The organism is Kluyvera huaxiensis, from assembly GCF_040149365.1.
In the GTDB taxonomy this organism is placed as follows: domain Bacteria; phylum Pseudomonadota; class Gammaproteobacteria; order Enterobacterales; family Enterobacteriaceae; genus Kluyvera; species Kluyvera intermedia_A.
The window spans coordinates 297,295-312,419 of record NZ_JBEFLV010000002.1; the positions used below are offsets into that span (position 1 = coordinate 297,295).

General features: G+C 54.7%; 11 protein-coding genes. 4 read left to right on the forward strand and 7 right to left on the reverse strand.

What is annotated here, in order from left to right; genetic code table 11:
* The first annotated feature begins 8 nt into the window (after window positions 1-8).
* The 3 genes from ABOC97_RS03570 to ABOC97_RS03580 all read left to right on the forward strand — a co-directional run bounded on the left by ABOC97_RS03570 (window position 9) and on the right by ABOC97_RS03580 (window position 2,689).
* Complete coding sequence (locus ABOC97_RS03570) at window positions 9-551, forward strand: YfaZ family outer membrane protein (protein ID WP_349594153.1); 543 nt, start codon at window positions 9-11, stop codon at window positions 549-551.
* A gap of 95 nt (window positions 552-646) precedes the next feature.
* Window positions 647-1,843, forward strand: a complete 1,197-nt coding sequence (locus ABOC97_RS03575) for a nicotinamide mononucleotide deamidase-related protein YfaY (RefSeq protein ID WP_349594156.1) — start codon at window positions 647-649, stop codon at window positions 1,841-1,843.
* 321 nt (window positions 1,844-2,164) lie between these two features.
* Window positions 2,165-2,689: a hypothetical protein gene (locus ABOC97_RS03580; protein WP_349594159.1), complete on the forward strand. Its 525-nt coding sequence runs from the start codon at window positions 2,165-2,167 to the stop codon at window positions 2,687-2,689.
* 157 nt (window positions 2,690-2,846) lie between these two features.
* On the opposite strand, the gene glpC is transcribed toward ABOC97_RS03580, so the two are convergent.
* From glpC to ubiG, 7 genes are all read right to left on the reverse strand, one after another.
* Window positions 2,847-4,037: an anaerobic glycerol-3-phosphate dehydrogenase subunit GlpC gene (gene glpC, locus ABOC97_RS03585; protein ID WP_349594162.1), complete on the reverse strand. Its 1,191-nt coding sequence runs from the start codon at window positions 4,035-4,037 to the stop codon at window positions 2,847-2,849.
* Window positions 4,034-5,293, reverse strand: a complete 1,260-nt coding sequence (gene glpB, locus ABOC97_RS03590) for a glycerol-3-phosphate dehydrogenase subunit GlpB (protein ID WP_349594165.1) — start codon at window positions 5,291-5,293, stop codon at window positions 4,034-4,036. Before glpB ends, glpC begins: the two co-directional genes overlap by 4 nt.
* Window positions 5,283-6,911: an anaerobic glycerol-3-phosphate dehydrogenase subunit A gene (gene glpA, locus ABOC97_RS03595; protein ID WP_349594168.1), complete on the reverse strand. Its 1,629-nt coding sequence runs from the start codon at window positions 6,909-6,911 to the stop codon at window positions 5,283-5,285. Before glpA ends, glpB begins: the two co-directional genes overlap by 11 nt.
* A 215-nt stretch (window positions 6,912-7,126) precedes the next feature.
* Complete coding sequence (gene yfaE, locus ABOC97_RS03600; protein WP_052285100.1) at window positions 7,127-7,381, reverse strand: class I ribonucleotide reductase maintenance protein YfaE; 255 nt, start codon at window positions 7,379-7,381, stop codon at window positions 7,127-7,129.
* The gene (nrdB, locus tag ABOC97_RS03605) at window positions 7,381-8,511 is read right to left on the reverse strand and encodes a class Ia ribonucleoside-diphosphate reductase subunit beta (protein WP_234502623.1); all 1,131 of its coding nucleotides are present in this window, start codon (window positions 8,509-8,511) and stop codon (window positions 7,381-7,383) included. Before nrdB ends, yfaE begins: the two co-directional genes overlap by 1 nt.
* A 216-nt stretch (window positions 8,512-8,727) precedes the next feature.
* A complete protein-coding gene (nrdA, locus tag ABOC97_RS03610; RefSeq protein ID WP_349594173.1) occupies window positions 8,728-11,013 on the reverse strand; it encodes a class 1a ribonucleoside-diphosphate reductase subunit alpha in 2,286 nt (761 codons plus the stop codon).
* A gap of 447 nt (window positions 11,014-11,460) precedes the next feature.
* Complete coding sequence (gene ubiG / locus ABOC97_RS03615; RefSeq protein WP_349594176.1) at window positions 11,461-12,189, reverse strand: bifunctional 2-polyprenyl-6-hydroxyphenol methylase/3-demethylubiquinol 3-O-methyltransferase UbiG; 729 nt, start codon at window positions 12,187-12,189, stop codon at window positions 11,461-11,463.
* 160 nt (window positions 12,190-12,349) lie between these two features.
* Between ubiG and gyrA the strand changes: the two genes are divergently transcribed.
* Entirely contained in the window at window positions 12,350-14,986 is a 2,637-nt protein-coding gene (gene gyrA / locus ABOC97_RS03620) for a DNA topoisomerase (ATP-hydrolyzing) subunit A (RefSeq protein WP_234502628.1), read from the forward strand.
* Window positions 14,987-15,125 lie beyond the last annotated feature (139 nt).

Below are 15,125 nucleotides of genomic sequence, written 5' to 3' on the forward strand. Positions count from 1 at the left end.
GGATTAAGATGAAAAAGAGCGTGTTATTTGGCCTCGCAGGTTTGATGTTTGTCTCAGCGTCGGCGAGTGCTATCAGTTTTAATGGCCAGGCCGGTAAAGATTATACCAACCTCGGCTTTGGCGTTGGCACCGAAACATCGGGCCTGGCGTTAACCGGTAACTGGACGCACAGCGACGATGACGGCGACGTTGCCGGCCTGGGGCTGGGCCTGAATATCCCTCTGGGGCCGTTGATGGCAACGGTTGGTGGTAAGGCGCTTTACACCGATCCGAACGACAGCGATTCCGGCTATGCGGCCGCGGTCGGCGGCGGCCTGCAGTGGAAAATCGGCGACAGCCTGCGTCTGTTTGGTGAGTACTACTACTCTCCAGACTCACTCTCCAGCGGCATCGAAAGCTACACCGAAGCGAATGCTGGCGCACGCTACACCATCATGCGTCCAATCAGCATTGAAGCCGGTTACCGTTACCTGAATCTCGCCGGTAAAGACGGCAATCGTGACAACGCAGTGGCCGATGGCCCTTATGTTGGCGTGAGCGCGTCGTTCTAATCTCACCCGGCGCAGCGCACTGCTGCGCCAGTTTTCCCTTTTTAAATCCCTACCTTGCGCTATAGTAAACCGTTCTCTTTTTACTGGAGTAAGTAATGATAACGGTTGAGATGCTGTCAACGGGCGACGAAGTTTTATCGGGACAGATTGTCGATACAAACGCTGCCTGGCTTGCCGATTTTTGTTTTCAGCAGGGCATTCCATTGTCACGGCGTAACACCGTAGGCGATAACCTGGATGATCTGGTGGCTATCCTGCGGGAGCGTAGCACGCAGGCTGATGTCTTAATTGTCAATGGCGGTCTGGGTCCAACCAGCGATGACTTAAGCGCGCTGGCCGCCGCGACGGCGAAGGGCGAATCGCTGATTCTGCATGAAGAATGGCTGGCCAGCATGGAACGCTTTTTTACCGAGCGTGGCCGTGTGATGGCGCCAAGCAACCGCAAGCAGGCGGAAATTCCTGCCAGCGCCGAATTTATCGATAACCCTGTTGGTACTGCCTGCGGTTTTGCCGTACGGCTCAATCGCTGCCTGATGTTCTTCACTCCTGGCGTACCGTCCGAATTTAAAGTGATGGTCGAAAAAGAGATCCTGCCGCGTATTCGCCAGCGTTATCCCGTAGGGGAACCGCCGGTCTGCCTGCGTCTGACCACCTTTGGGCGTTCCGAAAGCGACCTCGCCCAGAGTCTGCAACATCTGGACCTGCCGCCGGGTGTTACCATGGGCTACCGCTCGTCAATGCCGATCATCGAATTGAAGCTTACCGGGCCTGCCGAACATCGTGAAGCGATGCTGGCGCTATGGCCTGAAGTACAGAAGGTCGCTGGCGAAAGTCTGATTTTTGAAGGTATTGAAGGCTTGCCCGCGCAGATTGCCCGCGTGCTAAAAGAAAAACAGCTGAGCCTGACGTTGAGCGAGCAGTTCACCAGCGGGTTACTGGCGCTTCAACTTTCCCGTGCCGGTGCGCCGCTGTTGGCCAGTGAAGTGGTTCCCGCGCAGGATGAAACCCTGGCACAAACCGCGCGTTGGGCGGAAGAGCGGCGCACCAACCACTTCGCCGGACTGGCGCTGGCGGTCAGTGGCCTGGAGTCAGAGCACATCAACGTGGCGCTCTCCACTCCTGACAAAACGTACGCGCTCCAGCTGAAGTTCAGCAACACGCGCCACGGTTTAGTGGTGCGTCAGGAAGTGTGCGCCATGATGGCGTTAAACATGCTGCGCCGCTGGCTGAACGGTCGCCCGGTCGCCAGCGAACACGGCTGGATTAACGTGGTTGATTCGCTCAGTTTGTAGCTCCTGGTGGGAAGGTTTTCCGGCCTTCCCCTGTTTCAGTACAACTCAATCGGGGTTTATCGCCACAATCATGAACTTATTTTTCTGGTAGCCCACATAACGACGAAATGCCACACCTTTTATAATTTATCCCTCATTTACCGAATGTACTGATTCCAGTAAGTCATCATGTCTTAAAATTTATATTAAGACGATAATTGAAGATGTTGTCTTTAGTTTATCCACACCCAATATAATGCCTTAGCCCCCTAATTAAGGGAGTGGTCAAGTGGCGAGAGCGAAAAGTATAATTTTAAACTTTCAATATCATGGATGTGTTATATGCAAGTGCCTTCAATTTCTACTGCTCTTATGGCCGTTATTCCCACTTTTCTTTTGGCAGGATGTGCAGCATCTTTTCAGCCCACGTTACCGGATTATAATGGGTCAAATGCGGCCTATTTACGCTTTGATAACAGCCCTGTTTATACCAGCCTTCGACAAGCATCGGGCCAACTGCTACAGCCGGTCCCTTATATTGTGAAATGGTCAGGTGAACCTGGTAAAGAGTACAGCGTCAATGCTCGATTCTCGATCATGGGGATTAAGTCTAGCTATGGGAAAAAAGTCGAAGGTAGCGCGCCTGTCTCCTCAAAATTTGCGGATAGAAGTTTTATGGAATACAGGGTGAAAGCAGGTGAGACATACTCTGTAAAATGGGTCTTTACAGAAAAGGGAATGTACAACAGCTTCGATCGCACATGGACGGCGTCGGTGACGCCGGAAGCCGGGCATACATATGAAGTGACTATTGGTGGCGGTTCAGATGAAAATGATGTTGTGATTACTGACGTTACCAAGCGCTAGCTGACGTTATTTCTTAGGTATCGGGTCTCGTGACCAATATTAATTTACGTTAAGTTAGTTGTGATATAACGTACCAAAAAAAAGGCTCTACGTAAGAGCCTTTTTAGCATTTAATGAAAACTGCGATTAATACACTGCGTAATGCTAACGGAAACGTTTAAATTAATGCCTGCGCCAACAACGAAATGGGATGTTCACAGCGCTTGCTGGTGGACATCTCAATCTGCCATTTACAGGTTTCGCAATCCGTTATCACAAGGTCCGCACCGCTGTCTTCAATCTGCGCAAACAGCGGAGCGCCTATCGCCTGCGATGTTGGGTAGTTTTCGGATTTAAAGCCGTAGGTCCCGGCAATACCGCAGCAGTTCGACTCCAGCACCTGCAGTTCCAGCCCCGGAATGCGCCGTAGTAATTCCAGCGTATACAGCGACCAGCCCATCTTCTCCATATGACACGGCGTGTGATAGACCACTTTGAGCGGCAACGGCTTTAACGGCAGCTCTGCACCCGCATCCAGCTTGCGCCAAATCCAGCGGGTAGCGAGCTCGATGCTGTCGCGCAGATCGTGGTTATCGACCTCCAGCAGGTGCGGATACTCATCCCGCAGCGTGAAGGTACAGGTGGAAGAAGTCGCCAGCACCGGAATGTGCTTTTCAACAATCGCTTCCCGCAGCGATGTCACATTACTTTGCGCCTGACGCCGCGCCTTTTCGAAGAAACCATTGGCAATTAACGGCACGCCGCAGCACTTCTCTTTACTCAATAGCTGGACGCCAATGCCTAGCGCATTGAGCACGCGGATCATATCCAGCCCCAGCTGCGGGTGGTTGTAATTCACATAGCAGCCGTGGAAGAAGGCGACCTGCTCGGCATACTGCGCCTGGCTTTTGGCGATGCGCTGATAGCGGCGACGGAAAGTGCCGAAGGAATATTTGGGCAGGCTGCGGCGATGGTCGATTTTCAGCGCCGTATCCAACAGCTGGCGTACCGGTTTCAAGCCGGTGGCGGCGTTAACGATGGGGGCAAACGGCGTGGACAGCGTACCCATCAGGTCGGTGTGGCTGAGGATGGCATCGCGCAGTCCCGGTTTCGCGTGGCCATAATCGGCGCGGGCGCGCTGTATAATGTCGCCAATTTTGACATCGGATGGGCACGCCACTTCACAGCGCTTACAGTTAATGCAGTATTTCAGCGCATCATCGTACAGTCCGCTGTCTTTACGCCGCAGACGTTCACCGTCCGGCCCGGCCTGTTTCGGCCCCGGATAGCGTGGATTGACGCGGCTCACCGGACAAACGGTGGTGCAGACGGTGCATTTAATGCAGTTTTCGAAACTTTGCTGGCTCATGCCTGACCTCCCGCTAATTCAATAATGTGCTGCGCGGCATGCATGGCGCTGATAGCGCAGACCCCACCGCCACAGCCCAGCGCGATAGGATCGAACCCACCCAGCACTGAACCGATGGCAAACAGGTTGGAGAGCGTAACCCCGTGCAGTGAAGGATGCAGGGCATCATCGACAACGACGCCGGATTGTTGCCACGGCTGTGAGGCAAAAAAGTCCTGGTGATACCACTGTGCGCGCGGCGAAGGCGCGAGAATATCCAGCCCCAGAATCGTTTCGCGAATGCGTTCGCGCTCGGCGGTCAGGCCGTTACTGAAGAAGCTGCCGCTGGCGAGTACGGCAAAGCGCGGGCGCAGCGGAATATCCCCGTGGTTGCGGGTCCAGATTTCACTAATGTCACCGTCGCAATGGCTTATGCGAACCACTTCATCACCCGCCATCCAGGTGCCGCCCTGGGCGATAAACTGCCTTTGTAGCGCCGAGTGCAGACGCATTCCCGGTACTGAAGGTGGCAGAGTGGGGAGCAGAGACAATGAGCAGGGAAGATGAGCGTTAAGCCAGTCAAACAGCGAACTATCGCGCAGGCCAAAACAGGCCGGCATCAGCAGCGTATCGCAGCTTTCGCACAGCGGCAGCAGCGCTTCATATAGCGGCTGCCACAGCGATTTCTCATCCAGCACGCGGGCTATATTCACCGCCCGAAATTCGGTCGGGTTCTCACGCAGGGCATCCAACTCCGGTAAATCTATTTCGGCAATATCGACGCTTAGCCCCTGCTGTTGCAGTGAACCGGCGACAAGATGGGGCTGAAAGTCGAGAAAACCACTGATACCGACCACCCGGATATGCCCCTGAGACAGCGGTGAGACGGGGACCTCTAGCGGGCTTAGCCAGGCGGCGCGCTGTAGACCTAGCGGCGTGATGCGCTGATGAACCTGTTGGACATCGCCGTGCATGTTGACTCCGCATTCCCTCAGCAGCGTCTGCGTCTGACGAGCATAGTGCCGCACATTGTCGGTACCCACGCGGACGTAAGGATGATTGGGGGATTGTTGCGACAATGCCGTCAGCCCTTGGGCGATATCGGTGACTGGTTTCCCGTCGGGCAGGGCGCTCAGAAGATCCAGAGAACCTGAAGAGAAGTGCAGCGCGCTCTGGCCCCGGCTGACGATGGCGCAGCGTAGGCCGGATTTTTGCAACTGGAGTCCGCACAGCAGCCCGGCAAGGCCACCGCCGACAATAACGCTATCAAATTTCATCTTCAGGCTCCTTTTGTAACCCGCACAACCCTTGATAAACCCAGCGGGTCAGTTCGCTTTCGCGTAGCGCATCGCCCCAGGCAATCGGCTGCACGCCTTTCCAGCGCTCATTGAGGAAGTTTGAAAGCTGCGCCAGAGATTGCGTCGAGGTGGTGACATTAAAGCGCTGCAGCAAACCGCTGGCCCGACAGGCGCACAGCTCTCCCTGGCAAGTGCCCATGCCGACGCGGGTGCGGCGACGCAGATCCAGCAGATTGTTCACCGCCAGATTTTCGACCGCATACTCAACTTCTCCCGCTGTGACGGCTTCACATTCGCAGACCACGCTGCGATGCAGACGGCTGTTGCCCAGCCATGTTGGGGTGCGGTCACCGTGACGATAGACAGCGGAGCCGCGCAGCGGTGCGGGCAGGGAAATCATCCGTTGCAGCGTTTTCTCGACCGGTTCCTGCGAGCCGGGCAGCGGCGTGTCGGCGGTGGTGCAAGGGCGGTTGTAATTGAGCTTGCGGCAGATGGCGTCGGTGGCCCATTCGGCCATTAACCGATAGGTCATCAGCTTGCCGCCGGTAATGGTGATAAAGCCTTCCAGACCGTCACGCTCGGCGTGATCGAGCAACACGATGCCGCGGCTGACGTTGCGTCCGCTTGGGTCGTCATCGCTGGCAACCAGCGGACGGACGCCGCAGTAGGCACGCAAAATACGTGTATTGGCCATGACAGGTGCCAGCTTTTCACCTTCGCGCAGCAGAATATCGACCTCATCGGCAGTGACGCGGCAGCGGTCAATGTCCTGGTAGTCAATGTGCGTGGAAGTGGTACCGATAAGCGAAATGGTATCGCCGGGCACCAGAATGTCGGCGTCGGCCGGAGGGCGACAGCGGTTGATAACGTGCTGGTTAATGCGGCTTTCGAAAATCAGCAGCGAGCCTTTGGCCGGGAACATACGGATTTTCAGATCCGCATATTCGGCAATGCGTTGCCCCCAGATCCCGGCGGCGTTGACTACCACCGGTGCATACAGATCGCGCGTTTGCCCATTGGCGTGATGATACAGCGTGACGCCACGTACCCGATCGCCCTGGCGGATAAGGCCGGTGACTTCATGCCCGGTGAAAATCGTGGCCCCGTGTTCGCGGGCGTCGAGCATATTGGCGGCGGTCAGGCGGAAAGGATCGACGGTGCCATCCGGCACGCGAACGGCGCCGACCAACGCGGGATTGACCGCCGGTTCAATACGCCGAGCCAACGCCGGATCAATCGCTTCGGCCTGAATGCCCGCGCTGGTGCAGGCATTGATAAAGGTTTGCTGATAGCCGAAGTCATCGTCCGGCAGAGTGATAAACAGGCCGCTGGTGGGTTCAATGCAGTGGCGGGCGATGCGGCGTAAGATCTGATTTTCACTGATGCATTCGCGGGCGGATTCACCGTCGGTCACTGCGTACCGCGCGCCGCTGTGCAGTAAGCCGTGATTGCGGCCGGTTGCGCCGGTGGCGATATCAAAGCGCTCAACGAGAGCAATCTTCAGGCCACGCAGCGCGCAGTCGCGGGCGATCCCGGCACCGGTAGCACCGCCACCGATGATAATCGCGTCATATTCATGTGCAGAGGCGCTGTCCATTTTGTGTCCTCAATGTTCGTTTTGAGATCATTAAGTCACATGAATGCGTATTTTTGTTTGATATCGAACATATTCGCGCGTTAATCGAAAATATGATGCCGGGTTTTGTGGCGTATATCGCCTTTTGCCGGCGGTTATTGCGGTGATTTTTCGTTGGGGGATGAGTTGAAGGAAGGATTGAAGTGGAAGTGAGCGCACGCATGGCGCGCTCACCGTTACATCTCTATTTCGATGTCACCTTTTGCCCGGCAGCAGCAGGGCAAAATTTCGTCCGGCTGAATAAAGGCCAGCGGCTCGGTCAGCCAGTCAACCTGGCCGGACACCAGCCGGGTACGGCAGGAGCCGCAGTAGCCTTCGCGACACTGGTATTCGACCTCAACGTTGTGAGATTCCAGCGCTGCCAGCAGTGATGGATGTTCATCCTGGCACAGCAGGCGCGTGCCAGAGATGCGCAGAATAACGCGGCTCATTAGAGCTGGAAGTTGCTGAGATCGTCAGTATCGACTTCCGCGTCAATCTGCCCAACCAGATACGAGCTGACTTCCACTTCCTGCGGCGCTACCTGCACGTTATCGGACACCAGCCAGGTGTTGATCCACGGGATAGGGTTAGAGCGGGTCTGGAATGGCAGATCCAGCCCAACGGCCTGCATACGGATGTTGGTGATGTACTCAACGTACTGACACAGAATGTCTTTGTTGAGGCCAATCATCGAACCGTCGCGGAACAGATAGTCGGCCCACTCTTTTTCCTGCACCGCCGCCTGCACGAACAGGTCATAACACTCTTGTTTGCACTCTTCGGCAATTTCCGCCATTTCCGGATCATCCACGCCGCTGCGCAGCAGGTTCAGCATATGCTGGGTGCCGGTCAGGTGCAGAGCTTCATCGCGAGCGATGAGACGAATGATTTTGGCGTTGCCTTCCATCAGTTCGCGCTCGGCGAAGGCGAAAGAACAGGCGAAGCTGACGTAGAAGCGAATCGCTTCCAGCGCATTGACGCTCATCAGGCAGACATACAGTTTCTTTTTCAGCTCGCGCAGGTTCACGGTGACGGTTTTACCGTTCACGGTGTGCGTACCTTCGCCCAGCAGATGCCAGTAGCTGGTCATCTCAATCAGCTCATCGTAATAGCTGGAGATACCTTCCGCGCGCTTTTGGATCTGTTCGTTGGTGACGATATCGTCAAACACAATCGCCGGATCGTTGACGATGTTACGGATGATATGCGTATAAGAGCGTGAGTGGATGGTTTCAGAAAACGCCCACGTTTCCACCCAGGTTTCCAGCTCTGGAATGGATATCAGCGGCAGCAGCGCCACGTTCGGGCTGCGGCCCTGAATGGAGTCCAGCAGGGTCTGATATTTCAGGTTACTGATGAAGATATGCTTTTCGTGTTCCGGCAGCGCCTGGTAATCGATACGGTCGCGGGAAACGTCCACTTCTTCCGGACGCCAGAAGAAGGAGAGTTGCTTTTCAATCAGCTTTTCGAAAATGTCATATTTCTGCTGGTCGTAGCGTGCCACGTTGACCGGCTGGCCAAAGAACATCGGCTCTTTGAGCTGATCGTTTTTCGTCTGTGAAAAAGTGGTGTATGCCATTGATGTCAATCCTGTCTGGAGAGTAATGCCGGATGGCGTTTACTTACCTGCTTACAATATCGTTGCAAATATACACGTCATCTTGTCTGCGGCATTTTAATGCAACCCGCATGATTGAGTGTATAAATCCGCGTTCCGGATAAGGTTTTTACAGCGCTACCCGGTGATAACGGAAATCAAAGGCCGGGTCAGCGTAGCGCTGCCCGGCAATCGTTGTCAGATTTTACATGCGCCGCTTTCGCAGCCGTCGTCCTGAATGGACGGCACCATGTCATCCTGCGCATCTTCCGCACCGTCACGGGTGTTTTGATAGTACAGGGTCTTCACGCCAAATTTATAGGCGGTGAGCAAATCTTTGAGCAGCTGCTGCATCGGCACTTTGCCAGACGGGAAGCGCGTCGGGTCATAGTTGGTGTTCGCCGAAATAGACTGGTCGATAAACTTCTGCATGACGCCAACCAGCTGCAGGTAGCCGTCGTTGTTCGGCATTTCCCACAGCAGTTCGTAGGCGTTTTTCAGATGTTCGTAGTCTGGAACAACCTGACGCAGAATACCGTCTTTCGATGCTTTGATGCTGACGTAGCCGCGCGGCGGCTCGATGCCGTTGGTGGCGTTGGAGATCTGCGAAGAGGTCTCGGACGGCATCAGGGCAGAGAGCGTGGAGTTACGCAGGCCGTGGGTCTTAATCGACTCACGCAGCGCTTCCCAATCCATGTGCAGCGGTTCGCTGGTAATCGCATCCAGGTCTTTCTTGTAGGTATCGATCGGCAGGATACCCTGGGAATAGGTGGTTTCGTTGAACCACGGGCACGCGCCTTGTTCTTTCGCCAGCTCGTTAGAGGCTTTCAGCAGGTAGTACTGAATCGCTTCGAAAGTCTGGTGAGTCAGGTTGTTGGCGCTGCCATCGGAGTAGCGCTTGCCGTTTTTCGCCAGCCAGTAGGCGTAGTTGATGACGCCAATACCGAGGGTACGACGGCCCATAGCGCCGCGTTCTGCCGCTTTGATTGGGTAGTCCTGGTAGTCGAGCAGGGCATCCAGCGCACGTACTGCCAGCACCGCCAGCTCTTCGAGTTCATCGAGGCTCTTAATCGCGCCAAGGTTGAACGCTGAAAGCGTACACAGGGCGATTTCACCGTTTTCGTCGTTTACATCGTCCAGCGGTTTGGTCGGCAGGGCGATTTCCAGGCACAGGTTAGACTGGCGTACCGGTGCGATGGTTGGATCAAACGGGCTGTGGGTGTTGCAGTGGTCCACGTTCTGAATGTAGATACGGCCAGTTGAGGCACGTTCCTGCATCATCAGCGAGAACAGCTCAACCGCTTTCACGCGCTGCTTACGGATGCTGTCGTCGTTTTCATACTGGGTGTACAGACGTTCGAATTCGTCCTGATTGGCGAAGAACGCGTCGTACAGGCCTGGGACGTCGGACGGGCTGAACAGCGTGATGTCGCCGCCTTTCAGCAAACGGGTGTACATCAGTTTGTTGATCTGTACGCCATAGTCCATGTGACGCACGCGGTTGCCTTCAACGCCGCGGTTGTTTTTCAGTACCAGCAGGCTTTCGACTTCCAGGTGCCACATTGGGTAAAACAGGGTGGCCGCACCGCCGCGCACGCCGCCCTGAGAGCAGGATTTCACCGCGGTCTGGAAGTGCTTATAGAACGGGATACAGCCGGTATGGAAGGCTTCACCGCCGCGAATTGGGCTACCTAGCGCACGAATGCGACCGGCGTTGATACCGATACCGGCGCGCTGGGAAACGTATTTCACAATTGCGCTGGAGGTGGCATTGATGGAGTCGAGGCTGTCGCCACACTCGATCAGAACGCAGGAGCTGAACTGGCGAGTTGGGGTTCGCACGCCGGACATAATTGGCGTTGGCAGCGAGATTTTGAACGTGGAGACCGCGTCATAGAAGCGTTTGACATAGCTCAGGCGCGTTTCACGTGGATAGTTAGAGAACAGGCACGCGGCCACCAGAATATAGAGGAACTGAGCGCTCTCGTAAATTTCGCCAGTCACACGGTTCTGTACCAGGTATTTACCTTCCAGCTGTTTCACGGCAGCGTAGGAGAAGGTCATGTCACGGTCGTGAACGATAAACGAGTCCATCTGCTTGAACTCTTCTTCCGTATAGTCTTCCAGCAGATGATTGTCGTATTTACCCAGTTCTACCATGTGTTTGACATGGGTGAACAGCGCCGGTGGTTCGAACTGGCCGTAGGCTTTTTTGCGCAGGTGGAATACCGCCAGGCGTGCTGCCAGATACTGGTAGTCCGGTGCATCGTGAGAGATCAGGTCTGCGGCGGCCTTGATAATGGTTTCATGAATATCGGACGTCTTCATCCCGTCGTAGAACTGGATGTGGGAACGCAGCTCAACCTGGGAGATGGAAACGTTATGCAACCCTTCCGCAGCCCAATCCAGCACGCGATGAATTTTGTCGAGGTTAATGCGCTCTGTGCGGCCGTCACGCTTAGTCACCAGCAGACTCTGATTCATGTGATTTATACCTGTCCGTGAAAAGAAAAATGTCCCCTGCTTATCCACAATTACCAGTGGTGTGAAAACCTGTGGATAAATACTATATGTAGGGGGTCGTTGATTAATTGAACGCTATATGGTGAGTTATTCTAGTAGGGATTCTTTTGAGTACAAGAGTTGATTTTGATGTTGAATTGAGGTTGTGAAAGGGTAAAAAACGCTAAGTCCACGGCACGTAAGGGCTGGCGAGGATGTCAATAATTTGCAAAAAAAAATGAAAATTTGATCGAGTGCTGATTTCTTCGTCGAAGGGCGCTGTTGCGCAATATGATGTAGCGCAATTTTGTTGTGGCAATATCCCGATCATTAGTAGGTGACGCGTAGGCCCGATAAGCGAAGCGCCATCGGGCATAGTGGCCGGATGGCGACGCCAGCGCGTTTTATCCGGCCTACACCCCCTGCGGGCTATTCGCTTTTGGCGGTGGTGTGCAGCATATAGTTAACGTCAACGCCCGGTGCGAGCTTGAAGCTGTTGGTCAGCGGGTTGTAGTGCAGGCCGGTCATGTGACGCTCTTTCAGCACGGTCTGGTCAACCCAGCTCAGTAGCTCAGCAGGCTTGATGAATTTTTTCACGTCGTGCGTGCCTTTTGGCACCATGCGCAGAATGTATTCCGCGCCAACGACCGCCATCAGCCAGGACTTGCCGTTGCGGTTCAGGGTTGAAAAGAAGACCTGCCCACCGGGTTTGACCAACTGGGCGCAGGCTTTCACCACCGACTGCGGGTCGGGAACGTGCTCAAGCATTTCCATGCAGGTGACGACGTCATACTGCTGGGCGTGCTTCGCCGCATGTTGCTCTACCGTTTCCTGAATGTAATCAACCGGAATACCGGTTTCCAGAGAGTGCAGTTTGGCGACCTGTAACGGCTCAAAGCCCATATCCAGCCCGGTGACCGTTGCGCCTTCACGGGCCATACTTTCCGCCAGAATGCCGCCACCGCAGCCGACATCGAGCACTTTTTTGCCGAACAGACCGTTGGAGCGCTCGGCGATATAGCCCAGGCGTAGCGGGTTAATACGGTGCAAAGGTTTGAATTCACCTTCCAGATCCCACCAACGTGACGCGACGGCCTCAAATTTGGCAATCTCTTCGTGGTCAACGTTGTGCGCTACCGCAGCTTTTTCGGCATTCATGGGTGTTCCTGCTCCTTATTTCATTATTGTCTGCGAGTATATCAGCACCGACGAGCGAATAAAGCGTCAGGCGGGTGCTATTGGGTTTACCTGTCTTTACGCGGATGTGTTATAATTTGCGACCTTTGAATCCGGGACACAGTAGAGGGATAGCGGTTAGATGAGCGACCTTGCGAGAGAAATTACACCGGTCAACATCGAGGAAGAGTTAAAGAACTCTTATCTGGATTATGCGATGTCGGTCATTGTTGGCCGTGCGCTGCCAGATGTCCGAGATGGCCTGAAGCCGGTACACCGTCGCGTACTTTACGCCATGAACGTATTGGGCAATGACTGGAACAAAGCCTATAAAAAATCAGCCCGTGTCGTGGGTGACGTAATCGGTAAATATCACCCTCATGGTGATACCGCGGTTTATGACACTATCGTCCGTATGGCACAGCCATTCTCGCTGCGTTACATGCTGGTAGATGGCCAGGGCAACTTTGGTTCTGTCGATGGCGACTCCGCCGCAGCGATGCGTTATACGGAAATCCGTATGTCGAAAATCGCCCACGAGCTGATGGCTGACCTGGAAAAAGAAACGGTAGATTTCGTCGATAACTACGACGGCACCGAGCGTATTCCAGATGTGATGCCAACCAAAATTCCTAACCTGCTGGTTAACGGTGCCTCCGGTATCGCGGTAGGTATGGCAACCAACATCCCGCCGCACAACCTGACGGAAGTGATCAACGGCTGCCTGGCCTATGTTGATGATGAAGACATCACCATCGAAGGTCTGATGGAACACATTCCGGGTCCGGACTTCCCAACGGCTGCGATCATCAATGGTCGTCGCGGCATTGAAGAAGCCTACCGTACCGGTCGTGGCAAAGTGTACATTCGCGCTCGCGCGGAAGTCGAAGCTGACGCGAAAACCGGTCGTGAAACCATCATCGTTCACGAAATTCCTTATCAGGTGAACAAAGCGCGCCTGATCGAGAAAATCGCCGAGCTGGTAAAAGACAAACGCGTTGAAGGCATCAGCGCGCTGCGCGACGAGTCTGATAAAGACGGTATGCGCATCGTGATTGAAGTGAAACGCGACGCGGTCGGGGAAGTGGTTCTGAACAACCTTTATTCCCAGACTCAGCTGCAGGTTTCCTTCGGTATCAACATGGTGGCATTGCACCATGGTCAGCCGAAGATCATGAACCTGAAAGATATTATCGCCGCCTTCGTACGTCACCGTCGCGAAGTGGTGACACGCCGTACTATCTTTGAACTGCGTAAAGCTCGCGATCGTGCGCACATCCTTGAAGCACTGGCGATTGCGCTGGCAAACATCGATCCGATCATTGAACTGATCCGTCATGCACCAACTCCGGCTGAAGCGAAAGCAGGCCTGGTTGCGCGTTCATGGGATCTGGGCAACGTTTCTGCGATGCTGGAACGTGCGGGCGATGATGCAGCGCGTCCGGAATGGCTGGAACCTGAATTCGGCGTGCGCGATGGTCAGTACTATCTGACTGAGCAGCAGGCCCAGGCTATCCTGGATCTGCGTCTGCAGAAACTGACCGGCCTTGAGCATGAAAAACTGCTCGACGAGTACAAAGAGCTGCTGGAGCAGATCGCTGAACTGCTGCGTATCCTCGGTAGCGCAGAGCGCCTGATGGAAGTGATCCGTGAAGAACTGGAACTGGTACGTGAACAGTTCGGTGACGCGCGTCGCACTGAAATCACCGCCAACAGCGCCGATATTAATATCGAAGACCTGATTAGCCAGGAAGATGTTGTTGTGACCTTGTCTCACCAGGGTTACGTCAAATATCAACCGCTTACCGATTACGAAGCACAGCGTCGTGGCGGTAAAGGCAAGTCAGCGGCACGTATTAAAGAAGAAGATTTTATCGACCGCCTGCTGGTGGCCAACACCCACGATACGATCCTGTGCTTCTCCAGCCGCGGTCGCCTGTACTGGATGAAGGTTTATCAGTTGCCGGAAGCTAGCCGTGGTGCGCGTGGACGTCCTATCGTCAACCTGCTGCCGCTGGAAGCTAACGAACGTATCACCGCGATTCTGCCGGTACGCGAGTATGAAGAGGGCGTGAACGTCTTCATGGCAACCGCCAGCGGTACCGTGAAGAAAACCGCGCTGACTGAGTTCAGCCGTCCGCGTTCAGCCGGGATTATTGCGGTTAACCTCAACGAAGGCGATGAGCTGATTGGCGTTGATTTGACCTCCGGTTCTGACGAAGCGATGCTGTTCTCTGCCGCAGGCAAAGTGGTTCGCTTTAAAGAAGATGCCGTTCGTGCCATGGGTCGTACTGCGACCGGCGTACGCGGTATCAAACTGGCGGGCGAAGACAAAGTGGTGTCTCTGATTATTCCACGTGGTGAAGGTGCAATCCTGACCGTGACGCAGAATGGTTACGGTAAACGTACCGCTGCGGCAGAGTATCCAACTAAGTCGCGTGCAACTCAGGGCGTTATCTCCATCAAAGTGACCGAGCGTAACGGCTCCGTTGTTGGTGCGGTACAGGTTGATGACAGCGACCAGATAATGATGATCACCGATGCCGGTACTCTGGTGCGTACCCGCGTGTCGGAAGTCAGCGTGGTTGGACGTAACACCCAGGGCGTTATCCTCATCCGTACTGCGGAAGATGAGAACGTAGTGGGTCTGCAACGTGTTGCTGAGCCAGTGGATGACGAAGAGCTGGACGCTATCGACGGTAGCGTGGCGGAAGGCGATGACGATATCGCGCCGGAAACCGAAAGCGATGATGATGTTGCGGAAGACGCAGACGAGTAATTCGTCGTCTTATGTCGCATGAAAGGGCCGGTGAATACCGGCTCTTTTTTTATCTGCGGTTTGGCTGTTTTCGGCATTGCAGCGTGCGTCCGGGCGGCTGTTCTGTATGTATTAACATTGCGGTAAAGGGCTTTTCCCG